Origin of the sequence: Halalkalirubrum salinum, assembly GCF_005543295.1 — an archaeon.
Lineage (GTDB): Archaea > Halobacteriota > Halobacteria > Halobacteriales > Haloferacaceae > Halalkalirubrum > Halalkalirubrum salinum.
Genome location: NZ_SRSG01000059.1, coordinates 25,004 through 47,595, shown reverse-complemented (window position 1 = coordinate 47,595; position 22,592 = coordinate 25,004). Strand labels below are relative to the sequence as shown.

Below are 22,592 nucleotides of genomic sequence, written 5' to 3'. Positions count from 1 at the left end.
GAGTAGTATATTTGCTGTTTGGTTACCAAACAACAGTACACACGTCGGCCACTCTTACCGAAGGATGTGGACGTGCCGATCGAGCGATCGGTGAACCCGCCGGACGAACCGATCCTCGAGCGTCCAGCCGGCAGCCTCGGCTGCGTCTGCCCACGAGCGGTCCGCGATCATCACCGCCCGAGGCGCGACCCGACGGGCTTCGGTGAGCGCACCGCTGACCAACTCAGCGAGGCCGTGGCGGGCGATCTTCGACTGTCGGCCGTACGGCGCATCGAAGACGACCGCGTCGATCGATCCGTCGCGAAGCGGCAGGTCAGTTGCGTCGCCGCGGATCACGGCCGCCTCGCAGTCGGGGACGTACGCCGCGAGGTTCGTCTGTGCGCCGCGAACCATCTTCGCCTGGGCGTCGACGCCGATCGGCCGCGCGCCGAGCAACCCCGCTTCGAGTAACACACCACCCGTGCCACACATCGGATCCAACACCGTTGTATCTGGGCCGCCACCGGCGAGGTTGACGAACGCTCGTGCGTCCATCGGGGCCATGCTGCCGGGCTGAAAGAAGGGTCGGTCAGTCGGCTTGCGGGTGGTGAAATCCCGATCGGTTTCGACGGATAGCCAGCCGAGCAGACAGGTCGATCGCTCCCCACCGTCGAGGGCTCCCTGCGAAAAAACTGCTCGAAGCACGTGATCAGGATCGTCGAGATCGACGGTGAAGCCGCGATCGACCAGCACGCTCCCGAGCACCCGTTCGACTGTCTGGGTATCGATTTCGGTGCTGGCGCGTACGTCGCGAGCTCTGACGGCGATCGAGCCGGTTCGATCGAACGATGCTGCCTCGAGTATCAATCGAGCGGCCTCGATATCGGCGGTTGATTTCCCAACCAGTTCGGAGATGAACCGGGTGTACGCAAGCCCCTGTGCTCGCTCACGATCGATTCCTCTGGCAGTCGCGACTCCCGGTGCGACTCGCTCGATCGCCGTCGCTGCGGCCTCGGCTTCGCGGGCGGCAAAGCGATCCTCCTCGCCGACGAGTTCGAGACAGTACACACCGGTGGGTCGGCCAGAACGGGTATGAGCGTATCGAAACCGACGAGTGTCTTCCCACCATCGCTGCATCCGTGCTCGTATCGACCGTGTCCCTCGATCTGTTGGCTTGGATCGCGGCGATCGGCTGCTACGGTGTCGGCGATTATCTGACGACGGTGCTCGCGGTCCGCCGTACCGGTGTCGTCGAGGCTAACCCGGCCGTCCGGTATCTTCTCTCAGATCGTCCCACGCCGATCGGCTTTGCAGTCCTCAAGCTCAGCGCACTCGGGGTGTGTGCGGGCGGCTACCTGCTCATTCGCGAGAGTTCGATCGCGGTCGGGATTCCGATCGTTCTCGCCGTCCTCGGCGCGGGTGTCACCATCGCAAACGTCCGTACGCTCCGCCGTCGAGACGGGGCGTGCTGAGCAGCTAGTATATAAGTCGGTTTTATACGGCGGCCTCCCCAACCAGTGAGTATGAGCGATTCAGCGGAGTCGATCTCGATCGAGAACGTCGTCGCTTCGACGGATATCGGCATTGAGCTTGACCTCCAGAACGTCGCGATGGACCTCGACGGTGCGAACTACGATCCAGAACAGTTTCCCGGGTTGGTGTACCGGACGACCGATCCGAAGTCCGCAGCGCTTATTTTTCGCTCCGGAAAGATCGTCTGTACTGGTGCAAGCTCACCCGACGCAGTCCACGAGAGTCTGGATATCGTCTTCGGAAAGCTCCGCGCGCTCGACATCCCAATCGAAGGTACTCCAGAGATCACGGTCCAAAACATCGTCGCAAGCGCAGATCTTGGCGTGCAGTTGAACCTCAACGCGATCGCGATCGGTCTCGGGCTCGAACACATCGAGTACGAACCCGAACAGTTCCCCGGCCTCGTCTACCGGCTCGACGACCCGGAGGTCGTCTCGTTGTTGTTCGGCTCCGGCAAAGTCGTCATCACCGGCGGTAAGGACACCGGCGACGCTGCCGCAGCGATCGCCGTTATTGAGGAGAAACTCGGCGATCTCGGCCTGTTGTGAGGACGCACGTCTGGGTATTCTCGGATCGAAACCGATAGTGTCGCCTAGAACGAACCCACACTATGGAGCTGTTTGCGTCGATCGCACTGCAGACTGACGCGTCGACGACTGCCGTTCTTGGCACGGTGGGGTTACTCGCGCTGTTTCTTTCGATTACTGCCCACATCGCCGCGAGAAACGTTCTCGGGGACGTCAAGTTCATTTCAGCACTCGGCGTTGGCCCGCTTCCTGCGGTCATCTCCACAACGTCACAGGTGTTTGAGATCTCTGCGGCGATCGCGCTGCCAGTTGCACTCGCCATTGACTTTGCTGCAATTTCGTATCTCTACGGCGAAGATCGTCGGCTCTCGGCGTACATTACGGCCATCCACGTCGTCGTGACGATCCTCCTTGGGGCGATCTTGGTGGGTGTTGTCGCGCTTATTGCGTCTGCCCCGCTGTGATCGAGATCGGAATACTGTTTCGTTCTGGACTCCCTCGACCAGTCGCTCGAACCGGACTCACTCGACCGATCGCTCGAACTGGACTCACTCGACCGATCGCTCGAACTGGACTCACTCGACCAACCGCTCGATCTCCGTCACGAGGATGTCGCTCGCGCCGACCGACTTGAGATCCGTAATAACCTCGAACACCTCTCGTTCGTCGACGACCACGTGGACGGCGACGTCATCGGTGCCGGCAATGTCCATGACAGTTGGGCCGCCCATTCCTGGGATTACGTCTCTAACAGCATCGAGGTCCTCGCTGGCGACGTTCATCATCAGGTATCGTTTGCCGCTGGCAGCCAGCACAGACGACAGCGCGGTCGTCACCTGTTGGACCTTCCCGTCGTCGACCACGTCTGGACGAGCGAACAGCCGAACGGAACTCGACAGCACCTCATCGATGATCGCCAGTCGGTTGACCGCAAGTGTCGTTCCGGTGGAGGTGATGTCGACGATCGCGTCGGCCATCTCGACGTGCGGGGTAAGTTCGGTCGCGCCGGTGACCTCAACGATCGACGGCTTGATCCCTCGATCGTCGAAGTACGTCCGCGTAATCCGTGGGAACTCCGTCGCGACGGTCTTGCCGGCCAGATCGTCCGGCGAGGCGATGTCGCCGTCCTCAGGCGCGGCGAGGACGAGCCGACAGCGGCCGAACGCGAGATCCAGCAGCTCTGCCAGCTCGCGGCCCGATTCGCGGACCTGATCGAGCCCGGTGATCCCCATCTCTGCGGCCCCATCGTGGACGTATTCGGGAATGTCAGCGGCGCGGGCGAACAGTACCGTGACGTCGGGATCGACGGTCTCCGCGTAGAGCTTGCGGTCTGCGCCGTTTTCGATGTGTAAGCCCGCCCGCTCTAGCAGTTCGATCGTCGGCTCGTGCAGGCGGCCCTTGTTGGGCACTGCGATGCGCATACCCGGCAGTTCGCCGCACCGACGTATAAGAACTAGTGTCGCGGCTTGTCGACGATCGCATCGGCTAGATCGTCGCCGATGTCGGCGATCGCCTCTCGCGTGCGATCGACCTCCCGAAACGTCAAAAAGCCGTGCGGCATCGCCTCATAGTTCACGTAGCGCGTCTGGACACCGTCGCGGACAAGCCGTTCGGCGTAGGCTCGCGCGCCGTCTCGCAGCGGATCGAACCCTGCGGTCAACACCGTCGCAGGAGCGAGCCCGGAGAGATCAACTGCGTTTGACGGATCTCCGTAGGGATTTCGCTCGTGTATCTCGCTATCGTAGTAGCACTCGCGGAACCACCGCAAGTCGGCCTCGCTGAGGATGATCCCCGCGTGTTCCATCGAGGGATGGTCTGGTTTGGCCCCGATCGCCGGGTACAAAAGTGCTTGATACGCGATGTCTGGGCCGTCCTGTTCGGCGGCCATGAGCGCGGTCACAGCAGCGAGCGTCCCGCCCGCGGAGTCGCCCGCGACGGCGATCGTTCCGGTCCCGGCGATCGAATCAGCGTTTGCGGCGGCCCACTCGACGGCGGCGAACGCGTCCTCGACCGCGGCCGGAAACGGATGTTCGGGAGCAAGCCGGTAGTCAACCGACAGCACTGCACAACCGCTCTCGCGGACGAGGTGCCGACAGAGCCACGCGTGGCTGTCGATGCTCCCGAAGACGTACCCGCCGCCGTGAAAGAAGACGACGGTTGGAAACCGACCAGAGCCCTCGGGCAGGAACAACCGTGCGTCGATGTCGCCAGCAGGACCGGGGATCGTTCGATCGACTGTCCGGCCAACGCTCGGGAGGGATCTGTTTTCGAGACGAGTAAAGATGCGCTCGAGGAGGCGAAAGACTGGCAACGCGCGGCGGCTGTGTGGGAACGGGATTCGATCCTGCCGATCGACGGCTCGTTTCGCCTGCGGGTCCAGGCTGTCGGCGTGCATACATGTGCAAACGAGACGGAGCCACCTATGTGGTTCGCTGACTGCCAGGGGCCGCACGCCTGCGTGGTTCGCTGGCTCCCATCGAACCGAACGATCGCGAGCGAAATCCTTTCGCCGATCGCCCCGAAACCACGCTCGAATGCTCCTGCAGGTCCAGCTCGATCCGATCGTCTTCGTGCTCGCCGCGGTGGCGCTGTTGTTTGTTGCGACGACCGTCGGCCCGCTGGCGTTGCTCCGTGTCCGGGATGCCCGAGAGACGACTGAAGACGAGGCAGCGATCGTTTCGAACCTCCTTGGCCCAGCAGAGTTTTCTCCTGCAGCGGTTCGGGTGCTCGACACCGTTGGCGAGGCGTCGATTTCGGTCACGATCCGCGGGCCGCCCGGCTACCGCTACCTGCTCGTCAGCGATTACGTGCTGGAGACGCTCGATCCGGAGATTGCGACCCCACTGGTGGCCGCCGAGGTCGAACGGGCCCGACTGTTGTACCTCGAGTACCGAATCGCCGCGGCAGCGGCCGTTCTCGGGATTGCGACGGCGATGTTCGCCGGCTGGCTCGACTTCGGTGACGGCCTATTCGCGATCGCTGTGGCCGCGCTGGTGCTGTTTTGGTTTGGGCGACGGTTGCAGTTCCTTGCGGATCGTCGGGCCGGCGATCGGGTCGGTGCTGCGACGTTGGCCGACGCATTCGAGGCTGTCGCCGACATCCGCGGCGTCACTCCCGGGGAGGCGAGTCTCGGAACGTGGGTCGAGATTCAGCCGCCACTCGGCCAGCGGATCGATCGGCTCAGGGAACGGTGAAAGCGCTGGGAGCGATCGTCGCTCACCACCCCGACAGTGATCGATCGCGATCGAACACCGTCCGCTTAAGTCCGAATGCCCGAAATCAGACCGCATGAGTACGTTTTCGCTTGTCGGCGGCTCGGTTCTCCGTCCTGACGGAACAGTCGTCGACGCGGATGTCGTGATCGACCGGGACACGGGGACGATCGAGTCGATAGGGACTGACGGAGACGACGGAGACGACGGAGGCGCTGACGAGATTGTCGACGTCTCTGGGTGTCTCATCACCCCAGGGCTCGTCAACGGCCACGGCCACGCGGCGATGACGCTGCTTCGTGGGTACGCCGACGACAAGCCGCTCGAGGCGTGGCTGCAGGAGGACATCTGGCCGATCGAGGCCGAACTCACGCCCGAAGACATCCGCGTCGGGACCGAACTGGCCGCCGTCGAGATGATCCGATCGGGTGTTACCGCCTTTGCCGACATGTATTTTGCCGAGGACAGAGTCGCTGATGTCGTCGATGAAAGCGGGCTCCGTGCCCGACTTGGCCACGGTGTCGTCACGGTTGCCAAGAGCGATGACGACGCGTGGGCGGATCTCGAAGAGAGCATCGCGGTCGCGAAGCGACTCGACGGCGCGGCTGACGGCCGGATCGAGACGGCGATCATGCCACACAGCCTCACGACCGTCGGGGAGGCGTACCTCCGCGAGGCGGCCGAGGCCGCAGGCGACGCCGGAGTCGGACTGCATCTGCACGCCAACGAGACGGTCGACGAGGTTGAGCCGATCGTCGACGAGCGTGGGATGCGTCCGATCGAGTACGCCGACGAGCTCGGACTACTCGGCCCAGAGACGTTTCTCGCACACGGCGTCCATCTCGACGACAACGAGATCGAGTTGCTCGCCGAAACGAAGACGAGTGTGATCCACTGTCCAGCCTCGAACATGAAGCTCGCGAGCGGGATCGCGCCGATCCAGCGGCTCCGCGAGGCTGACGTCACGGTCGGACTGGGAACCGACGGCGCGGCCTCGAACAACGACCTCGACATCTTCGATGAGATGCGCGACGCCGCGATGATCGGTAAACTCGCCGACGGTGATGCGTCTGCGGTCCCCGCTGCCGCGGTCGTCGAGATGGCGACGCAGGGCGGTTCGGCGGCGATCGGCCTGCCAGGCGGGGCGATCGAACCGGGTGCAGTCGCTGATCTGGCGGTGATCGACCTCGACGCTGCCCACCTCACGCCGGCGCACGATCCCGTGAGCCACCTCGCGTACGCCGCCCGCGGATCGGATGTTCGACACACGATCTGTGACGGGCAGTTCCTGCTGCGAGATGGGGTCGTCCAGACGCTCGATGAACCTGCGGTCCTGTCGGCTGCTCGCGAGCACGCGGCGGCGCTCGTCGATCGGGCACAGTACGGCTAGGTATCAAATAACTCCGTGGCGTGGCGGTATATTGGTGCACCCAGCCAGTCACGGGTGTGTGCGATCGCCTCCAATCGCCTTTTTGCCTCCGTGTTCGAGAGCAGACCGTTCGTGACCAGCGCCCGAAGCAGGATTGGCGAGATGGCGACCCGGCAATCGACGAGCGCCTCGAGTTCCGGCAGTGCCCTGAGGTCGTCTGTAATGAGGAACTCAGCATCGATATCTTGGACGACCTGTGCACAGCTGGCCTCTCCTGCATCGATACGGGTGGTCGTCGCTCCTGACGGCGACTGATCGTGAACCGAAATCCGTTCGATCGAGCCGAGCACTTCGTCGGCTGCGCGCCCGTGACTGTCGTCGTACGCAGCAGTCGAGCGAAGTTCGTCGACGACGACTGTCGTCGTGTGGACCTCGTACGTCGAGAGAACGAGATCGAGGGCATCGCCGATTTCGATCGAAATGAATGCACTCGTGTCGACAACGATCATTCTCGAGCAAGCGACGCCAGCTCGTCTGCCAACTCCTCGCCGGTATCCAAGAGCGTTTTCGAGGCTCGGACCGACGCTGCGTCCTGCCTGCCGATCACTGCCCGAAGCGTCTCGAAGTCGATCTCATCGTCTAAATAGAGCTCGACCACATCCTCTTTGAAGCCTGCTTTATCTTCGACCTCCTGTAGATACGTCCTGAGCGCCTCCGTCACGAGTTCGGTTCGATTCTTGTGTGTTACCTTCGCCGCGACGTCGGCTTTTTTGATCAACTCATCTGGAATCCGAAAGTTGACCCGTTTTGTTCCCATGTGTGTACACACGTTGTATGTACACAAAAATCATCCGTCACCGATCGCGTCCCCCCTTCGGTAGGGTTTTTGCTCGCGTTCCCGAACGAAGCGTATGAGCGAAACGGCGTACCCGCCGGTGTCTGCGCACCTCGACGATGTCGAGGCTGCCCGGACAGAGGGACGACGCAAGATGGACTGGGCGGCCCAACACATGCCAATTCTGGAGGCGCTTCGTGAGGAGTTCGAAGCCGACAAGCCGCTTTCGGGCCAGCGGATCGCGATGGCAATGCACGTCGAGGCAAAGACCGCAAACCTCGTCGAGCTACTCGCGCTGGGTGGTGCGGAGGTTACGATCACCGGCTGCAACCCGCTTTCGACCCACGACGACGTGAGCGCGGCGCTCGACACCCACGAAAACATCACCTCCTACGCGGTTCGCGGCGTTGACGAGGAGGGCTACTACGCGGCGATCGACGCGGCCCTCGAGATTAACCCGACGATCACCGTCGACGACGGGATGGACATGGTCGCGGCGATCCACGAGGATCATCCCGAACTGCTCGAGTCGATCGTCGGCGGCTGTGAAGAGACGACCACCGGCGTCCACCGCCTGCGTGCGATGGACGCCGACGGGGCGCTCGAATATCCGGTGTTCGCGGTCAACGATACGCCGATGAAGACGCTATTCGACAACGTCCACGGCACCGGCGAGTCCTCGCTGGCAACGATCGCGATGACGACGAACCTCTCGTACGCCGGCAAGAACGTCGTCGTCGCCGGCTACGGCTACTGCGGCCGGGGCGTCGCAAAGAAGGCAGCCGGCCAGAACGCGAACGTGATTGTCACCGAAGTCGACCCACGCAAGGCACTCGAAGCCCACATGGAGGGCTACGAGGTGTTGCCAATGCGGGAGGCCGCCGCAAAGGCCGACGTGATCATCACGACCACCGGCAACCGCGATGTCGTCGTCGAAGAGCACTTCGAGGTCATGAACGACGGCGTATTGCTCGCGAACGCCGGTCACTTCGACATCGAGATCGACCTCGACGCACTCGATGAGTTGGCGGTCGATCGCTACGAGGCCAGAGACGGCGTCGAGGCCTACGAACTCGCAGACGGCCGGCGGTTGAACGTCCTCGCAGAGGGGCGCCTCGTCAACCTCGCGAGCCCGATCGCGCTGGGGCACCCCGTCGAAGTCATGGACCAATCGTTCGGTGTCCAGGCCGCCTGCGTCCGCGAACTCGCCGAAAACGGCGACGCGTACGACGCCGGCGTCCACGACGTGCCCGACGAACTCGACCGCGATATCGCGTCGATCAAACTCGACGCTGAGGGGGTCGACCACGACACGCTCTCGGACACGCAGGCGGAGTATCTCGACAGCTGGGATCACGGCACGTGAGCTCGAACGCGAAAGGCGATCGCCGCGAGCGCGAACTCGTCAACCGCCTCGACGAGCTTGGGTTTGCCGTCATGCGCGCCCCAGCGAGCGGCAGCGCGACCGAACGAGAGCTGCCAGATGTCCTCGCCGGCGACGGGACCGCCTTCTACGCGATCGAGGCGAAAGCCTCTGCGGGGCGGCCGATCTACCTCTCCGGCGAGGAGATCGAAGCGCTCATCTACTTCGCACAGAACTTCGGAGCGAAGCCACTCGTGGCCGCTCGGTTCGATCGCGAAGCGTGGTACTGTTTTCACCCAGCCACGCTGTACCAAACCGACGGCGGGAACTATCGCGTCAAAAAAGAAACGGCGATCGAATCTGGAACGCCGCTTGAGGCGCTTCGCGACGCTGACACGGCCGAGTCGGAGTCGATTCGGGATGTGCTCGTTGCGCTTGCGGAAGGGCTGTTGACGGTCGAGGAGGCGACCGAGATGCTCGGTGGCGACACGTCCTGACTACGCCGCTGACTGCACAGGTCTGCTCGATCACTCCGTGAATCCCGGAAACCGCATGGCTTGGCGTTCGTCCGCAAAACGGACGAGCCGCGAGGCCGGAAACGCGTACCGTGGCGCGTCTTCGATCGACGTATCCGGACCAATCGAACCCGTGTACGACGCCAGAACGACCGGTTCGTGATCGCCGTAGTTGGCGTTCGAGGGATACGTCGCGATCGGCTCGCCGGTTGGCGTCGTGTACTCCTCGGCCAGAAACGGCGTGACGGCAATGACGATCGCGATCCCCCCGGTTTCGCGGTCGCGAACGAACTCGCCGCGTTCGGGGCGGTGTTGCGGACAAAGCAGTGTCGGGTTCGACGCCGACAGCGGCTCTCCACAGACGCCGCAGACTCGTTCATCGGTGCCGATCGCGCCGGTTCGCTCGTCGATCGTCACCCGCCAGCGGTGTTTGCAGCGAACCCCGCGGATCGCCGCATCGGGACACGTACAACTTCCTTCGGCCGTGTCGACGACGTACGTTCCGCCCTCGGTTTCGACGATGTAGCGATCCGCACCGAGCGGTCGGACGGTCATCGCTTCGAGGTACGCTCTGCGGAGTCGACCGGCGAGCGCACCGGCTGGGAGGTCAGGGCGATCGAGGCGGGTCGCCGATCGCGTGTCGGTGTCAATCATGGCCGGCTCACGGTCAATATACGGGTTCCTGCGGTTTGAGCCTGTCTGTCCACAGGATTCGAGCACTTCGCGGCTGGTTCAGCAGTTGGGTACCACGGTTCGTTTTTGACGCCGATCACCAGGGCTCGTTCTTCACGCCGATCGCGTAGGCGACGATATTCGTCGTGACGTGGAGTGCGGGAGTCATGATCGCGACGACGAGCAACACCTCGAGCGTGAATGTTTCGAGGAACCACATTGGTGATGTGAGAAACGCCAGCGCGAGCGCACCGATCACGAAGTCGAGTTGGTCGAGTCCGGGGAACGCCGCGCCGCGCTCGCGGCCGCTCCGCCGTTTGATGAACGACGCCGTGATGTCGCCGAGCATCGCACCGAATGCCAGTCCCAGCGCAGTCAAGAGTGGAAATGTTGGGAACTGCACGCCGATCGCCGCGCTTGCGGGATCGTTGATCGCGTTGAGCACCATTGCCAGCGAAAAGCCGATCACCGTCCCAACAGCGGTTCCTCGCCACGTCTTACCGTCACCGAGCAACCGCGAGTCGCCCATCATTCGACCGCCGTCGATCGGCGCACCCCCACCAGCGAGCACTGCGGCGTTGTTCGGAACGTAGGCAGGCAACATCGCCCAGAATGCAACCGCAATAACAGACCATACCATACGAGAACCCTCGTCAGGGAATCGGCTTAACTCCCCGCGGTTTCGATCGATGCGGTGACGGTGTGGCTGTCGAACCCGACCAAAGACGGGTGAACAATCTTGTACGGATACACGCTACTGTGTTGTATGATTCCGCCGATCGCCGACCGATTCGTCGCGGGTGAATCGATTGCGGCCGCGCTCGATCACACCCGAGAGCTGAACGAATCGGACGTGAAAGTTATCCTCAACCTCCTTGGGGAACACTACGACAATCGCCAGGAAGCCGACGCAGACGCCGAGACCTACAGACAGCTGATCGATGAGATTGCAGCCACAGAACTTGCGGGCGCTGTTTCGGTGAAACCCTCACAGATCGGCCTTGACATCGGGGATGAGGTCTTCGCGGAGAACTACGAGCGTATAGTGGCGCACGCCGCCGAGAAGGACGTGTTCGTGTGGTGTGACATGGAAGACGCCGAGACCACCGACATCACCCTCGATGTATTCGAGTCAATGGCTGAGACATACCCCTGGCAGGTTGGCCAGTGTATCCAATCGAACCTCAAGCGAACCGCGGACGATCTCGAACGGTTGGTCGACGTGCCCGGCACGATCCGTGTTGTCAAGGGTGCCTACGACGAGGATCGATCGATCGCGTTCAAGAACAAATCGCAGGTGAACGAGCAGTATCGCGAGGATATCTCGTTTCTCTTCGAGCACCGCGATCGAGGGATCGCGATCGGCAGCCACGATCCTGAAATGATCGATCACGCGCGATCGCTGGCTGACGAACACGGCGCAGACTACGAAATCCAGATGCTGATGGGTGTTCGCGAGGACGCACAGCGATCGCTCGCATCTGAAGGCGTCGAGGTATGGCAGTACGCGCCCTACGGGGAGAAGTGGTTCTCGTATTTTTACCGGCGCGTCCGCGAGCGAAAAGAGAACGCACTCTTTGCGGTTCGTGCCGTCCTCGGCCGGTAGTGGCTGTCGCACTCAGCTGCCAGAAGGGATCTGCTCCGGCAGACATTGGAATCACCTAAGGGCCTGCCCGTCGTATCAACGATCGAATGTCTACGTGGAAGCGTGATTTCGCGAGCGGCCTCGTCGTTATTGTCCCGCTTGCAGTGTTGCTTTTTATCATCAATTGGCTCTACGTCAGAATCGTCTCGCTGCCGCTCATCTCTACGCTCGATCTTACGATTTTCAACGTCCCTGCGAGTCTCGTTCCGGGCGTCCGTGCATTGCTCGCACTTGCGGTCGTTTCGACGCTCATCCTCGCGGTAGGGTATCTGATGCGGACCACCGGCGGGAAGGTCTTGGAGTCGCTGATCGACAACGCGATCAATCGGGTACCCGTGCTCAGAGTGATCTACAACGCGTCGAAACTCGCAGTCGAGACGGCACTGTCGGGGACCGATGACCTACAGGAACCTGTTCGACTGGAGACGTGGCCCGGTATCCGAATGACCGCGTTCAAAACCGGCAAACGAACGCAGGACGGCAAGATCGTGCTGTTCATGCCAACCGCGCCCAACATCACGACCGGCTTCGTCATCGAGGTCGAACCAGAACGCGTCGAGGACACCGGCGAGCGGGTTGAAGAAGCCTTGACCAGGGTACTCAGCGCTGGATTCGCTGAATCCGCCCATCAGATACCAGTCGAAGAAGAGACACACATCAGCGAGACCGACGGCGACTCAAAGAACCGACCGAGCGTTACGCGGAAAGAGACCAATCGCGAGCAGTCCTCTTCGAACGACTGAACGGCCTCTTGTCTCTTGCCGCGGGTTGCCGGTCGAACCCGACTAGACGTACGTGAACCACTCGTCGTGGGCGTCCGTGCGACGTTCGACCAGATCGAAAAAGGCTGACTGAAGCTCTTCGGTGACTGGTCCGCGTGTGCCCTCACCGATCACGACGTTGTCGACCTTCCGAATCGGGGTGACCTCTGCGGCCGAGCCGGTAAAGAACAGTTCGTCGGCGGTGTTGAGTTCACCGCGACTGATAACCGCCTGATCGTGCACTGTGTAGCCGTGCTCCTCGGCGAGCGTGATCACGGTGTCGCGGGTGATGCCGTCGAGGATACTCTGTGAGAGTCCGGGAGTGAAGATTTCGCCGTCGCGGACGAGGAAAATGTTCTCGCCGGGGCCTTCCGCAACCTGGCCTTCTTTGTTGAGCACGATCGCCTCCGCGTAACCGTTTCGACGGGCCTCCTCGCCGGCAAGGAGACTGTTGACGTACAGGCCGGTGGTTTTCGCATTCGTTGGGATTTGACTGGACGCGTGTTTGCGCCAGGAGGAAACCATCACCTCAATACCGTTTTCGAGCGCGTCCTCGCCGAGGTACGCACCCCACGGCCAACAGGCGATCGCCACGTCCGTCGGGCAATCGCGTGGGCTCACCCCGAGGCTGTCGTAGCCGTAGTAGGCGATCGGCCGGATGTACGCGCTTTCGAGGTCCTGTCGACGCAGGAGTTCGAGGGTTGCGTCGGTGAGTTCCTCGCGAGTGTAGGGGATGTCCATCTCGTATGGCTTTGCGGACGCAAACAGGCGATCGAGGTGTTCCTCCCAGCGGAAGATTGCGGATCCCTGTTCGGTGTCGTACGCCCGCGCACCTTCGAAAATCCCGGTTCCGTAGTGCAGCCCATGTGTGAGGACGTGTGTGGTCGCGTCCGCCCAGTCGACGAACTCACCGTTCTGCCAGATCGTGTCGACATCCATCTCGTCGAATCCCATACGCACACGTTCGTCGCTGGGTGGTATAAATTTACGAGATTGATGCCAAGCGGTGACATGCGATCGCAACCGATCACTGTACACCACAAGTCGACTACGTGCGAGCAGTTATCCCAGCCGATCGACGATCGTTTCGCCTTCGAGGTAGATCAGATCGTGGGCGTCAGCGTACGCCGCGGCGTCTGCCGGCGTCCTCGCGACGCCACTTGCGCCGTCGAGCATCTCACAGACGACGACAGCGGGCGGGAGCCCGGCTGCTGATGCGAGCGCGAGCCCCAGTTCTGTGTGCCCGGTTCGATCCGCTAACAGGCTGGGTGCGCCACGGAGCACGTGGACGTGCCCCGGCGAGCGGAACGATTCGGCGAACGTCTCCGGTGTATACGTCTCTGGGTCGTCCGCCGCCCGATCGGCCGCTGCAGCGAGTTCGGTGATCGTAAGCGCGCGATCGACGTCAGTGATTCCTGTGAACGTCTCGCGGTGGTTCACCGGCAGCGAGAACGACGATCGGCTGTCGTAGGCGAGATCGTGGCTTGTAGCGCTCGGGTGGTCGATCTCGTCTTCGAGAAACGGCAGCCCGAACGCATCTGCAACCGTATCGGAGACGGCAACACAGATGAGCCCACCAGCGTCTTCTCTGAGCCGGACGACGTCTTTGGGTTCGACTGCGCCCGCAGGGTAGATAATATCTGTTTCGCCCTCTCGGTCGGCGAAGTCGTGGACAAGCACCGCCTCGCCGTCTCGCAACGCCGCGATCGCGGCGTCGATTGCATCATCGGCTGCGGCGGAAGTCGGGACGCTGCTGGTCGTAGAGTTGGTGTCGTACATCAGTTGGCCTCCTCCACGTGGACGGTCAACTGCTCTTTGTCGTTCAACGACAGCTTGTCTCGGAGCTTGACCGGCGCGATCAGCTCGATGTTCTCCTCATCGTGGTGGGTCCGATCGGGGACGATGATGTGGGTCGGCTCATAGGCGTCACCGTCGACTGTCTCAATTCGGGCAGGATAACACGTTGCTGCACCGAAGGTTCGATCGTCGCTCTCCCAGCTGTCGATCGGTACCGCGTCGATCGAGGGCAACCTCGCTCGCGCCCGAACGCTTTGATCGTCCAACTCAATATTCAGCGTGCCGGCGAACGGCTCGTAGCCGAGCTTTGCGGTGAACTGCTCCATGTATCCGGGCAGCGAAATGTAGTGTTTGCCCTCGCCCATGCCGCTTGTCACTGTCCCCAACAGCGACAGCGAACTGTCCGGCTCGAAGATCTGTTGGTAGTCACTGTACTCTCGCCTGAGGGCGGCCTCGCCCGCATTGGTGATCGTCACCCACTGCCCGTCACTGACAACCTCGCGATCGACATATCCGGCCGCTTCGAGCCGCTGAAGTCGTCGCGATGCGGTCTGGTTCGACGCCGAGAGCCGATCGGCCAACCCCGAACACGAGACCTTCGCCGGTTGGGTAAGCCCCCCCTCGAGCGCGACGAGCTTTAGCGTCGCGAGCTCGTCGTGTCCGACGGCAGTCGCTGCGTTTTGCATATGTATTGGTTGACACTCCGGCTGAATAAGCATGCCGGATATGGAATGCATATCAGAAGTGGAATGGGTGTTCGCAGAATTCGAATTTCCGTATTAGCACTCAGCACCCATCGAACAAAGAGCCGTCGATCGAGCACCGCCCGCGATCGAATCGGCCCGCTTCGGAAGGACCTTTAGGAGCCCACCGCAACGAACCCACATGTTTCGACAGTTTCGCGATTCGGTCGCCGTGGCGCTGACCGAGGCGCTCGAATCGCTCGAATTGCCGAGCGCCGATCTCGGCATTGAGGAACCGCCCGAGGACCTCCCGGCGACGCTCGCTTCGAGCGTTGCCTTCCGGCTCGCCGGTGAGATGGGCGCAGCACCACCTCAGGTGGCCCAAACGGTCGCAGATGCGATCGATCCCGATGGCGTCGACTATCTCTCGGCCGTCGATACCCAGGGACCGTATGTCAACTTCCACACCAACGACGCCTACCTCGCAGACACGCTCGAGACAGCACAGGCCGACTCGTACGGCCGGTTGGAGGATCAAAAGACGAGTGTCGTCGTCGAGCACACGAGCGCGAACCCGACGGGTCCGGTCCACGTCGGGCGGGCACGCAACCCGATTGTCGGTGACGCGGTCGCGAACCTGCTCGATTTTGCCGGCTACGACGTGGACAGACACTATTACGTCAACGATGCGGGCCGGCAGATGGCCGTGTTCACCTGGGCGTACGAAACCTTCGACGAGACTGCGCTCGAGGATGAACCCGCCCGTGATCGGGTCGAGTACGATCTCGTGCGGTACTACCGCAAGGGTAACCACTTCCTCGAAAACGCCGAGCCAGCCGAGGTTGAGGCTGCAGAAGCCGAGATCACGTCGATCCTCCAGGGGCTCGAAGCGGGTGACGAGGCAGCCTACGAGCGGGTCGGAACCGTTGTCGATCAGGTCCTCGGCGGCATGAAAGACTGTCTGGCGCGGCTTCCCGCGGCGTTCGACGAATTCGTCAAAGAGACCCGGTTTATGCGGGACGGCTCGACCACCGCGGTTGCCGATCGGCTCAAAGAGAGCGAGTACGCTGTCTACGAGGAGGATGCCTGGCAGCTCGATCTCTCAGCGCACGGCTTCGAGAAGAACCTCGTATTCCTTCGCTCGGACGAGACGAGCCTCTACACCACCCGCGATCTCGCCCACCACGAGTGGAAGTTCGACAACTACGATCGCGCGGTGACTGTCCTCGGCGAGGACCACAAACTCCAGGCCGGCCAGCTACAGGCCGCACTCGAGATCCTCGGCAACGACACCGATCGCCTTGACGACGTGATCTACTCGTACGTGAACCTCCCGGAGGGGAAGATGTCGACCCGCCGGGGGACCGGCGTCATGCTCGACGATCTGCTGGATGAGTCGATCGACCGGGCCCGCGAGGAGGTCGAATCTCGTCTCGACGATCGGATTCGCAACGACGATCTTGACGCGGACGACATCGATCGAATCGCCCACCAGGTCGGCATCGGCGCGGTCCGCTATGACATCGTCTCGAAACAGCCGACAAAGGCGATCACCTTCGAATGGGATCGGGCGCTCGACTTCGAGGCACAGTCCGCGCCGTACGTCCAGTACGTCCACGCGCGCTGTTGTGGAATTCTCGACGAGGCAGACACGATGCCGGAGTTGGGGGCGATCGATCCGGCTGCGCTATCTGATCCGGCCGCGATCGACCTACTTCGGACGATTGCTCGGTTCCCAGCAGTTGTCGAGGCGGCCGCCGACGAGCACAAACCACACATTGTCGCAACGTACACCCGCGAGTTTGCCGAGGCGTTCAACGGCTTCTATCGCGAGTGTCCTGTACTTTCTGCGGACGATCCGGCGGTACGAGATGCACGGCTCGCGCTCGTATCGGCATCGAAACACACAGTCGCAAACGCGCTGTCGATCATCGGGGTCGCCGCGCCTGACTCGATGTAAGCGCCGCCACGCGATCGTCCGTGGCCGTTCTGTCGATGAACCTACGCGATCACCGAAACAGCCGGCTGAACAGACCGCGTTTCTTCTTTTTTCCGTTGTCTTCCTCGGCTGACTCGTCTTCGGCTGTCTCGGTCGCAGATCCACCCTCGGCGTCGGGTATCTCTGGCGGCTCTTCGTCTTCTTCGTCCGATCCGCCCTGGAACGGTATCGCGTCTTCGGGCACGTCGTCCTCGTCTTGATCCGCAGTGGTATCGGTCTCGGTATGGGTATTGGTATGTTCGACCGGCCCCTCAGAATCTGGGTCTTCGTCGCCGATCGGGCGGTTCTCCGCGGCATCTGCCCACGCCCCCTCGCCGGCCTCACCATCTGTTGCCCTCTGGGGATTGTCGGGCCGATCGCTACTGTCGCCGGCGTCGATCGATCGGGCTGCGACTGATTCGGCTGTCGTCGCCGCCTCGAGATCGCCTTCTGGATCGTCTGTACCTGCGTCGGCTGACCCTTTCGTGAACGCAGCCGGCGGTTCGGGCGGTTCGGGAATCTCTAATCCGGTCAGCGCGCCGGCGATTGTTCGGTACGCACCGGCGGCCGCGCTGTAGGGCGCATACGTCGACAGCGGCTCTGCGGCGGCAACCGACTCACGCACGACGGTGTCATCAGGGACTGTCCCAAGAATCTCTGCATTGAGGTGTGTCGACACCATGTCTGCGACCGGCACGCCCGGATCAACACGGGTGATGATCGCCCCGACCACGGTACCGCCGAGCCGATCGGCCAGCTGGCGGGTCTTTTCGGTGTCGATGAGTGAATCTCGTTCGGCGGTTGAAACGAGTACGACCCCGTCGGCGATCGACAGCGGGATGCTCGTCTCGTGGCTCACGCCCGCCCCAACGTCGATAAAGACGAAATCTGCACCTGCGAAGGCGTCGACCACGTCCTCCAGCCGTCCGGGATCTGCCGATGCGAACGAATCAAGCGCAGTATCGCCCGGTACGACCCGAAGTCCACTCCCGTTCGGCACCTCGTAGGCCGCGTCGGTTGGATCGGCTTCGCCCGCCAACACGTTGTGCAGTGTCGGCGAGACGTCGGTGACCCCAAGGGCACCGCCGAGGTTCGCCATCCCGATATCACCGTCGATGACGACGACCGACGCGCCGGCGTCGGCGATCACCGCCCCGAGGTTCGCCGTCGTCGTCGTTTTGCCAACGCCGCCTTTCGCGCTGGCGATCGCGTACACCTGTGCCATACATCTCACAAACCCTGACTGAAGTATAAAACTACGCTCTCGACGGGACCGCGATTGCCACCCAACGCACAACCGGGCGTCGTCACAGGTCAAAGCTTACTTACCCGCTGCACGGCCATATGGGGGTAATGAGTACCGAGGCCGACGAGGCGAGCGCCGATCGCCGCAAATACGAATTTAAGAAGGTGATCGAAGAGCTCCAAGAGTACGAGGGCTCCGGCACACAACTCGTCACAATCTACATCCCCGACGACAAACAAGTCTCTGACGTCGTTGCCCACGTTACCCAAGAACACTCTGAGGCGGCGAACATCAAGTCCAAACAGACTCGGACGAACGTCCAAGACGCGCTGACGAGCATCAAAGACCGACTGCGATACTACGACACGTACCCACCGGAGAACGGAATCGTCCTGTTCTCCGGCGCAGTCGACAGCGGCGGCGGCCAGACCGACATGGTCACCCGCGTGCTCGAACGGCCGCCAGAGCCGATCGAGTCCTTCCGCTATCACTGCGACTCGGACTTCCTCACAGAGCCCCTCGAACACATGCTCTCGGACAAGGGGCTCTTCGGGCTCATTGTCCTCGATCGCCGGGAAGCGAACGTCGGCTGGCTCAAGGGCAAGCGCGTCGAAGCCGTTAAATCAGCCTCCTCGCTCGTCCCTGGCAAGCAGCGCAAAGGCGGCCAGTCAGCCCAGCGGTTCGCCCGGCTGCGACTCGAGGCGATCGACAATTTCTATCAGGAGGTCGCCGGGATGGCCAACGATCTCTTTGTGTCGAAGCGACACGAACTCGACGGGATCCTCGTTGGCGGCCCGTCTCCAACGAAAGACGAGTTCCTCGACGGCGGCTACCTCCACCACGAACTCCAGGACAAGGTGCTCGGCAAGTTCGACGTCTCCTACACCGACGAGTCCGGGCTCAAGGATCTCGTCGATCGCGCAAGCGACGTGCTCGCCGACCAGGAGATCGTCAAAGACAAACACGAGATGGAGGAGTTCTTCGAGAACCTCCATACCGGCGAGGAGGCAACCTACGGCTTCGAGGCCACCCGTGAGAACCTCATCATGGGTTCGGTCGATCGGCTGCTCATCTCCGAAGACCTCCGGAAAGACGTCGTCATCTACGACTGCAACGGCACCGAGGAGTTCGAAGTGATCGATCGCCGTCACTCGACCCCCGCCCACGACTGTGCGGACGGCTCGGAGGCCACGGTCAAAGAACGCGAAGACGTGATCGATCATCTGATCAACATCGCCGAACAGCGCGGGACGGAGACGAAGTTCATCTCGACGGACTTCGAGAAGGGCGAACAGCTCTACGACGCCTTTGGCGGGATTGCCGGGATTTTGCGGTACTCGACAGGTGTGTAAATAATCTCATGTGGCTCTGTTGAAATCCTTGGAGAGTTACAGATTCAGTCGATAGTGTGAGTGGATGCAGACCCTCCCGAAATCGCAGTTACTCCGCTTTGTCGAGCAAGCATTTCATTTAGCCCAGCGAGCAGTCTCACGATACTCCTCAAAATTCTCGAAACAACGCTACACGCTTCATCAGCACATCGTACTCCTGTGTCTCAAAGTTCGGAAGAACACGACCTATCGAACACTTCTCGACGAACTCATCGAGATGCCCCGCATACGGAGTGCAATCAACCTTACTGAACTCCCTGCGCCGTCTACACTCTGCAAGGCGTTCGACAGACTTGATATGGCCGTCTGGCGAGTGCTTCTCAATCTCTCTGTTTCACTGCTCCCGACTAACGGTGTTGCGGGGATCGACGCCTCGGGCTTTGACCGTAGCCACGCCTCGAAGCACTACACAAAACGGGCGAAGTTGACGATTCAGCAGCTGAAGGTCACTCTCTTAGTCGATACCAGAGCAAACGCTATCCTCGATCTCCACATTACAACGACCCGTAAACACGATACGCAGATCGCACCTTCGCTCATCAACCGCAACGCATCTGAAGTCGAAGTTCTGCTTGGAGACAAGGGATATGACGATCAGCAAATTCGGGAGATGGCCCGTGAAAATTTGATTCGTCCTTTGATCAAACACCGTGAGTTCTCATCACTGCAGAAAGCGTGGAACGCCCGGTTGGATACTGAACTCTACGGTCAACGGAGCCAGAGCGAGACAGTGAACTCACGTATCAAGCGAAAATCCGGTGCATTCGTCCGTTCACGACACTGGTGGAAGCAGTTTCGTGAACTCGCTCTTGCCTGCATCGTCCACAATCTTGACCGCACTCTCTAAAAACCAGTATAGATGGAGTAATTAGGCCGTGGAAGGTTTTCCTTCATTGCCATCATCATTGTTTTGTTTGAGGGTTCGTGCATATATCAGGAGCCAGATGCCTGCGAGAGTGAAGATAACCGTATCATTTCCAGAGATATAGGGACTGGACAAATCACTCAATGTAATAAACAGATATATGAATCCGATTAATAGGAATGGTACGCTACAGATCAGTGATTGACGATAGGTCACGAATTCATCATTCCCATTAGCAGCATAGACGAGCATAACCCCTGCACCTACTGCGATCAATACAAACATACCAGTAATCCCCGCCAAGATTATGGCCCCGATAAGCGTCATATCCGGTAAGGCTGGTGTCGGAAGCAGCACCACGAGACCCAAGAATTGACCGGCAACTGCGCCAAATACGGTTGAGACATACACTTGTTTGCGTCTTTGACTATCCATCGCCTGTTGCCAAGTCTCCCTATATCCAAGAATGAACGCGGTTCCTCCCGGGATCAACCAGAACAAAAGTAGTGCAACTATTCCGCCCCGATCATAGAACGGTAAAAACAGTTCAGCACCAGCATCAATAAACTGATATAATAGAGTAGCCAAAAATACCGACACGGGGATTCTCTTATTCATATGGAAAGTTGAATTCTGTCAATACATATAATTTTGGCTCTGTTCAATGTCAACGCTGAAGGACTTCAACAGAGCCTCTCATGTCGAAACGAATCGAGATATCTGAGGAAGCATACGAACGTCTTGATGCTCGTCGATCTCCTGATGAAACCTTTTCTGCGGTTATTCTCCGATTGACTGCCGAGCGATCGCTACTCGAACTGGCAGGGATTTTGAGTGACGACGAGGCAGATGCACTTCGCGATGCAATACAAGAGCGTCGTGATCGACGCACGATAGAACGATAACGCTATTTTGTTTTTTGACTGCAAGCACTACTGCACCCACGCGTCCAGCTGCGATCGCCGACGCGCGAGATCGAACCACGGCTCAACCGAGTCTGATTCGATGAGCCGATCGAGCGTCAAAAATACGTCTGCGCCATTTGCTTCCGCATAGTCGAACAGTTCGACGACCGACTGGCGGTGAAGCGCGAGGCTATCGAGCCGCACGAGGATCAACGCGATCGCAACGCCCGGCTCTCCGTCCGGAAACGACGCCTCGATCGCCGAAAAGTCCGCGTCCGCACCGATTTCTGCTGAATCTTCGAGCGGATCGACCGCCAGACAGTGCGGACAGATCGCCGCGGCGTCACTGTCGGCGATCGACCGAAGATCTGCGGGAATCACAAACAAAATTTGGTCGGCTCCACAGTTCGGACATGCCATAGCGACCAGAATAAAAACGGGTCAGTCGTCGGCCGGGACGGTCTCTGCGGCTTCTTCGGCTTCTTGTTCGGCCTCACGCTCCTCGCGCTCTTCTTCTTCTTTTTTGCCCTTGATCTTTTTCAGCCGGAAGATCTCCTCGCGCTCTTGTTCTTCGAGTTTCTGTTCGATATAGTCTTGATTGTCGTACAGCTCGGGCAAGAGCTTGAACTCCAGGGCGTTGACACGGCGTTTGGTGGTCTCGATCTCTTCGAGCATCTTTTTCATCGCCGTCTCGACTTCTGCGGCGAGAATGAGCGTCTCTAAGAGCTCCTCGTAGGCGTCTGCGGCCTCGTCGATCCGTGCGGACGAGCCGAGCAGTCCGTACCCGCGCTCGCCGAGGTTCTTTTTGACTTTTGTGGACTCGATCTGCGGAACGACCACGCCCATGATGTTCTTCGACTGGGTCGTGATTTCGGGGTGTTCCTGCAGCGCGGCGGCCGCCCCGCGAACAGCGACGTCGCCTTCCATTGCCCGGGCCATGTTGAGCTTCCGTTGAGCGGTTTTGTAGTCGTCGCTCAGCTCCGATCGCACGTCCTGGGCCTGATCGAGGATGTCCATGAACTCCATGATCAGCCCATCTCGCTTCTGTTCGAGGGTATCGTGACCCCGCTCGGACAGCTCGATGCGGTCCTCGATCGCCATCAGGTTCTTTCGGGTCGGTTTGACGTCCTCGGCCATCTCTTAGCGGCTGATTGTGCTGGGAGGTGCCTAAAGGTTTCCAGTTGTCTCGATTCGGCTGGCGTCTATCAGCGGTCCAAATTCGGCTGGCGTCTATCAGCGTCAAGACAGTGTCCCACAAGTTATCTGAACCGTGAGTGTATCTCATCAGAAATCAGGGCAGAGCTCCGGTGGCGATT

The 22,592-nt window shown here is 60.8% G+C and carries 27 protein-coding genes; 13 read left to right on the top strand and 14 right to left on the bottom strand.

From position 1 onward, the window contains the following. Nucleotides 1-54: 54 nt before the first annotated feature. Nucleotides 55-1,047, bottom strand: a complete 993-nt coding sequence (locus E5K03_RS15590) for a methyltransferase domain-containing protein (protein WP_240730054.1) — start codon at nucleotides 1,045-1,047, stop codon at nucleotides 55-57. Nucleotides 1,048-1,118: 71 nt separating this feature from the next. Between E5K03_RS15590 and E5K03_RS15585 the strand changes: the two genes are divergently transcribed. From E5K03_RS15585 to E5K03_RS15575, 3 genes are all read left to right on the top strand, one after another. Continuing rightward, on the top strand, nucleotides 1,119-1,451 hold the full coding sequence (locus E5K03_RS15585; protein ID WP_138007720.1) for a DUF5658 family protein: 333 nt from the start codon (nucleotides 1,119-1,121) through the stop codon (nucleotides 1,449-1,451). 51 nt (nucleotides 1,452-1,502) lie between these two features. Next, entirely contained in the window at nucleotides 1,503-2,060 is a 558-nt protein-coding gene (locus tag E5K03_RS15580) for a TATA-box-binding protein (RefSeq protein WP_138007719.1), read from the top strand. Between the two features lie 62 nt (nucleotides 2,061-2,122). Then, nucleotides 2,123-2,503: a DUF7473 family protein gene (locus E5K03_RS15575; RefSeq protein ID WP_138007718.1), complete on the top strand. Its 381-nt coding sequence runs from the start codon at nucleotides 2,123-2,125 to the stop codon at nucleotides 2,501-2,503. A 111-nt stretch (nucleotides 2,504-2,614) separates the two neighbouring features. On the opposite strand, the gene hisG is transcribed toward E5K03_RS15575, so the two are convergent. Further along, entirely contained in the window at nucleotides 2,615-3,460 is an 846-nt protein-coding gene (gene hisG, locus E5K03_RS15570) for an ATP phosphoribosyltransferase (RefSeq protein ID WP_138007717.1), read from the bottom strand. 32 nt (nucleotides 3,461-3,492) lie between these two features. Next, a complete protein-coding gene (locus E5K03_RS15565; protein WP_138007716.1) occupies nucleotides 3,493-4,434 on the bottom strand; it encodes an alpha/beta hydrolase in 942 nt (313 codons plus the stop codon). 139 nt (nucleotides 4,435-4,573) lie between these two features. On the opposite strand from E5K03_RS15565, the gene E5K03_RS15560 reads away from it, so the two are divergent. Both E5K03_RS15560 and E5K03_RS15555 read left to right on the top strand, forming a co-directional pair. Beyond that, entirely contained in the window at nucleotides 4,574-5,233 is a 660-nt protein-coding gene (locus E5K03_RS15560; RefSeq protein ID WP_138007715.1) for a peptidase, read from the top strand. Between the two features lie 94 nt (nucleotides 5,234-5,327). Beyond that, entirely contained in the window at nucleotides 5,328-6,641 is a 1,314-nt protein-coding gene (locus E5K03_RS15555) for an amidohydrolase (protein WP_138007714.1), read from the top strand. Here E5K03_RS15555 and E5K03_RS15550 read toward each other — a convergent pair. Together E5K03_RS15550 and E5K03_RS15545 are read right to left on the bottom strand one after the other, a co-directional pair. Further along, the gene (locus E5K03_RS15550; protein ID WP_138007713.1) at nucleotides 6,638-7,129 is read right to left on the bottom strand and encodes a hypothetical protein; all 492 of its coding nucleotides are present in this window, start codon (nucleotides 7,127-7,129) and stop codon (nucleotides 6,638-6,640) included. The two genes, E5K03_RS15555 and E5K03_RS15550, sit on opposite strands and share 4 nt — an antisense overlap. Then, nucleotides 7,126-7,437, bottom strand: a complete 312-nt coding sequence (locus E5K03_RS15545; RefSeq protein ID WP_138007712.1) for a ribbon-helix-helix domain-containing protein — start codon at nucleotides 7,435-7,437, stop codon at nucleotides 7,126-7,128. Before E5K03_RS15545 ends, E5K03_RS15550 begins: the two co-directional genes overlap by 4 nt. 94 nt (nucleotides 7,438-7,531) lie before the next feature. On the opposite strand from E5K03_RS15545, the gene E5K03_RS15540 reads away from it, so the two are divergent. Both E5K03_RS15540 and hjc read left to right on the top strand, forming a co-directional pair. After that, complete coding sequence (locus tag E5K03_RS15540) at nucleotides 7,532-8,821, top strand: adenosylhomocysteinase (protein WP_138007711.1); 1,290 nt, start codon at nucleotides 7,532-7,534, stop codon at nucleotides 8,819-8,821. Beyond that, on the top strand, nucleotides 8,818-9,315 hold the full coding sequence (gene hjc, locus E5K03_RS15535; RefSeq protein WP_138007710.1) for a Holliday junction resolvase Hjc: 498 nt from the start codon (nucleotides 8,818-8,820) through the stop codon (nucleotides 9,313-9,315). The genes E5K03_RS15540 and hjc overlap by 4 nt, the downstream gene beginning before the upstream one ends. 30 nt (nucleotides 9,316-9,345) lie before the next feature. Here the strand turns inward: hjc and E5K03_RS15530 are convergent, their stop codons facing one another. Further along, nucleotides 9,346-9,987 carry an SWIM zinc finger family protein gene (locus tag E5K03_RS15530; RefSeq protein WP_240730053.1) on the bottom strand — a complete coding sequence of 214 codons (642 nt, stop codon included), beginning with the start codon at nucleotides 9,985-9,987 and terminating at the stop codon, nucleotides 9,346-9,348. Between the two features lie 115 nt (nucleotides 9,988-10,102). Beyond that, entirely contained in the window at nucleotides 10,103-10,645 is a 543-nt protein-coding gene (locus E5K03_RS15525) for a CDP-2,3-bis-(O-geranylgeranyl)-sn-glycerol synthase (RefSeq protein WP_138007709.1), read from the bottom strand. A gap of 126 nt (nucleotides 10,646-10,771) precedes the next feature. Between E5K03_RS15525 and E5K03_RS15520 the strand changes: the two genes are divergently transcribed. Further along, complete coding sequence (locus E5K03_RS15520) at nucleotides 10,772-11,611, top strand: proline dehydrogenase family protein (protein ID WP_138007708.1); 840 nt, start codon at nucleotides 10,772-10,774, stop codon at nucleotides 11,609-11,611. A gap of 86 nt (nucleotides 11,612-11,697) precedes the next feature. After that, complete coding sequence (locus E5K03_RS15515) at nucleotides 11,698-12,393, top strand: DUF502 domain-containing protein (RefSeq protein ID WP_138007707.1); 696 nt, start codon at nucleotides 11,698-11,700, stop codon at nucleotides 12,391-12,393. A 42-nt stretch (nucleotides 12,394-12,435) separates the two neighbouring features. Here the strand turns inward: E5K03_RS15515 and E5K03_RS15510 are convergent, their stop codons facing one another. The 3 genes from E5K03_RS15510 to E5K03_RS15500 all read right to left on the bottom strand — a co-directional run bounded on the left by E5K03_RS15510 (nucleotide 12,436) and on the right by E5K03_RS15500 (nucleotide 14,894). Further along, the gene (locus tag E5K03_RS15510) at nucleotides 12,436-13,365 is read right to left on the bottom strand and encodes a branched-chain amino acid transaminase (RefSeq protein ID WP_138007706.1); all 930 of its coding nucleotides are present in this window, start codon (nucleotides 13,363-13,365) and stop codon (nucleotides 12,436-12,438) included. Between the two features lie 108 nt (nucleotides 13,366-13,473). Further along, nucleotides 13,474-14,190: a 3,4-dihydroxy-2-butanone-4-phosphate synthase gene (ribB, locus tag E5K03_RS15505; protein WP_138007705.1), complete on the bottom strand. Its 717-nt coding sequence runs from the start codon at nucleotides 14,188-14,190 to the stop codon at nucleotides 13,474-13,476. Further along, the gene (locus tag E5K03_RS15500; RefSeq protein ID WP_138007704.1) at nucleotides 14,190-14,894 is read right to left on the bottom strand and encodes a DUF120 domain-containing protein; all 705 of its coding nucleotides are present in this window, start codon (nucleotides 14,892-14,894) and stop codon (nucleotides 14,190-14,192) included. Before E5K03_RS15500 ends, ribB begins: the two co-directional genes overlap by 1 nt. A gap of 199 nt (nucleotides 14,895-15,093) precedes the next feature. On the opposite strand from E5K03_RS15500, the gene argS reads away from it, so the two are divergent. Next, complete coding sequence (argS, locus tag E5K03_RS15495) at nucleotides 15,094-16,851, top strand: arginine--tRNA ligase (RefSeq protein WP_138007703.1); 1,758 nt, start codon at nucleotides 15,094-15,096, stop codon at nucleotides 16,849-16,851. A gap of 49 nt (nucleotides 16,852-16,900) precedes the next feature. On the opposite strand, the gene E5K03_RS15490 is transcribed toward argS, so the two are convergent. Then, on the bottom strand, nucleotides 16,901-18,094 hold the full coding sequence (locus E5K03_RS15490; protein WP_138007702.1) for a nucleotide-binding protein: 1,194 nt from the start codon (nucleotides 18,092-18,094) through the stop codon (nucleotides 16,901-16,903). Between the two features lie 128 nt (nucleotides 18,095-18,222). Here E5K03_RS15490 and prf1 point away from each other — a divergent pair, with 128 nt between their 5' ends. Both prf1 and E5K03_RS15480 read left to right on the top strand, forming a co-directional pair. Continuing rightward, nucleotides 18,223-19,467: a peptide chain release factor aRF-1 gene (prf1, locus tag E5K03_RS15485; protein ID WP_138007701.1), complete on the top strand. Its 1,245-nt coding sequence runs from the start codon at nucleotides 18,223-18,225 to the stop codon at nucleotides 19,465-19,467. Nucleotides 19,468-19,531: 64 nt separating this feature from the next. Further along, nucleotides 19,532-20,353, top strand: a complete 822-nt coding sequence (locus E5K03_RS15480; RefSeq protein WP_138007700.1) for an IS5 family transposase — start codon at nucleotides 19,532-19,534, stop codon at nucleotides 20,351-20,353. Between the two features lie 21 nt (nucleotides 20,354-20,374). On the opposite strand, the gene E5K03_RS15475 is transcribed toward E5K03_RS15480, so the two are convergent. After that, nucleotides 20,375-20,989 carry a hypothetical protein gene (locus tag E5K03_RS15475; protein ID WP_138007699.1) on the bottom strand — a complete coding sequence of 205 codons (615 nt, stop codon included), beginning with the start codon at nucleotides 20,987-20,989 and terminating at the stop codon, nucleotides 20,375-20,377. A gap of 80 nt (nucleotides 20,990-21,069) precedes the next feature. Here E5K03_RS15475 and E5K03_RS15470 point away from each other — a divergent pair, with 80 nt between their 5' ends. Then, nucleotides 21,070-21,276 (top strand): antitoxin VapB family protein, encoded by a 207-nt coding sequence (locus tag E5K03_RS15470; RefSeq protein WP_137197636.1) that lies wholly within the window; start codon nucleotides 21,070-21,072, stop codon nucleotides 21,274-21,276. A 27-nt stretch (nucleotides 21,277-21,303) separates the two neighbouring features. On the opposite strand, the gene E5K03_RS15465 is transcribed toward E5K03_RS15470, so the two are convergent. Together E5K03_RS15465 and E5K03_RS15460 are read right to left on the bottom strand one after the other, a co-directional pair. Beyond that, entirely contained in the window at nucleotides 21,304-21,696 is a 393-nt protein-coding gene (locus E5K03_RS15465; RefSeq protein ID WP_205743018.1) for a DUF6276 family protein, read from the bottom strand. Between the two features lie 21 nt (nucleotides 21,697-21,717). Continuing rightward, nucleotides 21,718-22,413: a V-type ATP synthase subunit D gene (locus E5K03_RS15460; RefSeq protein ID WP_138007697.1), complete on the bottom strand. Its 696-nt coding sequence runs from the start codon at nucleotides 22,411-22,413 to the stop codon at nucleotides 21,718-21,720. Between the last annotated feature and the right edge of the window lie 179 nt (nucleotides 22,414-22,592).

Bases quoted from the DNA above. Each gene is read 5' to 3' on its own strand.
- E5K03_RS15580 (WP_138007719.1), top strand. From the start codon at position 1,503: ATGAGCGATTCAGCGGAGTCGATCTCGATCGAGAACGTCGTCGCTTCG.
- E5K03_RS15575 (WP_138007718.1), top strand. From the start codon at position 2,123: ATGGAGCTGTTTGCGTCGATCGCACTGCAGACTGACGCGTCGACGACT.
- hisG (WP_138007717.1), bottom strand. From the start codon at position 3,460: ATGCGCATCGCAGTGCCCAACAAGGGCCGCCTGCACGAGCCGACGATC.
- E5K03_RS15565 (WP_138007716.1), bottom strand. From the start codon at position 4,434: ATGCACGCCGACAGCCTGGACCCGCAGGCGAAACGAGCCGTCGATCGG.
- E5K03_RS15560 (WP_138007715.1), top strand. From the start codon at position 4,574: ATGCTCCTGCAGGTCCAGCTCGATCCGATCGTCTTCGTGCTCGCCGCG.
- E5K03_RS15555 (WP_138007714.1), top strand. From the start codon at position 5,328: ATGAGTACGTTTTCGCTTGTCGGCGGCTCGGTTCTCCGTCCTGACGGA.
- E5K03_RS15550 (WP_138007713.1), bottom strand. From the start codon at position 7,129: ATGATCGTTGTCGACACGAGTGCATTCATTTCGATCGAAATCGGCGAT.
- E5K03_RS15545 (WP_138007712.1), bottom strand. From the start codon at position 7,437: ATGGGAACAAAACGGGTCAACTTTCGGATTCCAGATGAGTTGATCAAA.
- E5K03_RS15540 (WP_138007711.1), top strand. From the start codon at position 7,532: ATGAGCGAAACGGCGTACCCGCCGGTGTCTGCGCACCTCGACGATGTC.
- E5K03_RS15530 (WP_240730053.1), bottom strand. From the start codon at position 9,987: ATGATTGACACCGACACGCGATCGGCGACCCGCCTCGATCGCCCTGAC.
- E5K03_RS15525 (WP_138007709.1), bottom strand. From the start codon at position 10,645: ATGGTATGGTCTGTTATTGCGGTTGCATTCTGGGCGATGTTGCCTGCC.
- E5K03_RS15520 (WP_138007708.1), top strand. From the start codon at position 10,772: ATGATTCCGCCGATCGCCGACCGATTCGTCGCGGGTGAATCGATTGCG.
- E5K03_RS15515 (WP_138007707.1), top strand. From the start codon at position 11,698: ATGTCTACGTGGAAGCGTGATTTCGCGAGCGGCCTCGTCGTTATTGTC.
- E5K03_RS15510 (WP_138007706.1), bottom strand. From the start codon at position 13,365: ATGGGATTCGACGAGATGGATGTCGACACGATCTGGCAGAACGGTGAG.
- ribB (WP_138007705.1), bottom strand. From the start codon at position 14,190: ATGTACGACACCAACTCTACGACCAGCAGCGTCCCGACTTCCGCCGCA.
- E5K03_RS15500 (WP_138007704.1), bottom strand. From the start codon at position 14,894: ATGCAAAACGCAGCGACTGCCGTCGGACACGACGAGCTCGCGACGCTA.
- argS (WP_138007703.1), top strand. From the start codon at position 15,094: ATGTTTCGACAGTTTCGCGATTCGGTCGCCGTGGCGCTGACCGAGGCG.
- E5K03_RS15490 (WP_138007702.1), bottom strand. From the start codon at position 18,094: ATGGCACAGGTGTACGCGATCGCCAGCGCGAAAGGCGGCGTTGGCAAA.
- prf1 (WP_138007701.1), top strand. From the start codon at position 18,223: ATGAGTACCGAGGCCGACGAGGCGAGCGCCGATCGCCGCAAATACGAA.
- E5K03_RS15480 (WP_138007700.1), top strand. From the start codon at position 19,532: ATGCAGACCCTCCCGAAATCGCAGTTACTCCGCTTTGTCGAGCAAGCA.
- E5K03_RS15475 (WP_138007699.1), bottom strand. From the start codon at position 20,989: ATGAATAAGAGAATCCCCGTGTCGGTATTTTTGGCTACTCTATTATAT.
- E5K03_RS15470 (WP_137197636.1), top strand. From the start codon at position 21,070: ATGTCGAAACGAATCGAGATATCTGAGGAAGCATACGAACGTCTTGAT.
- E5K03_RS15465 (WP_205743018.1), bottom strand. From the start codon at position 21,696: ATGGCATGTCCGAACTGTGGAGCCGACCAAATTTTGTTTGTGATTCCC.
- E5K03_RS15460 (WP_138007697.1), bottom strand. From the start codon at position 22,413: ATGGCCGAGGACGTCAAACCGACCCGAAAGAACCTGATGGCGATCGAG.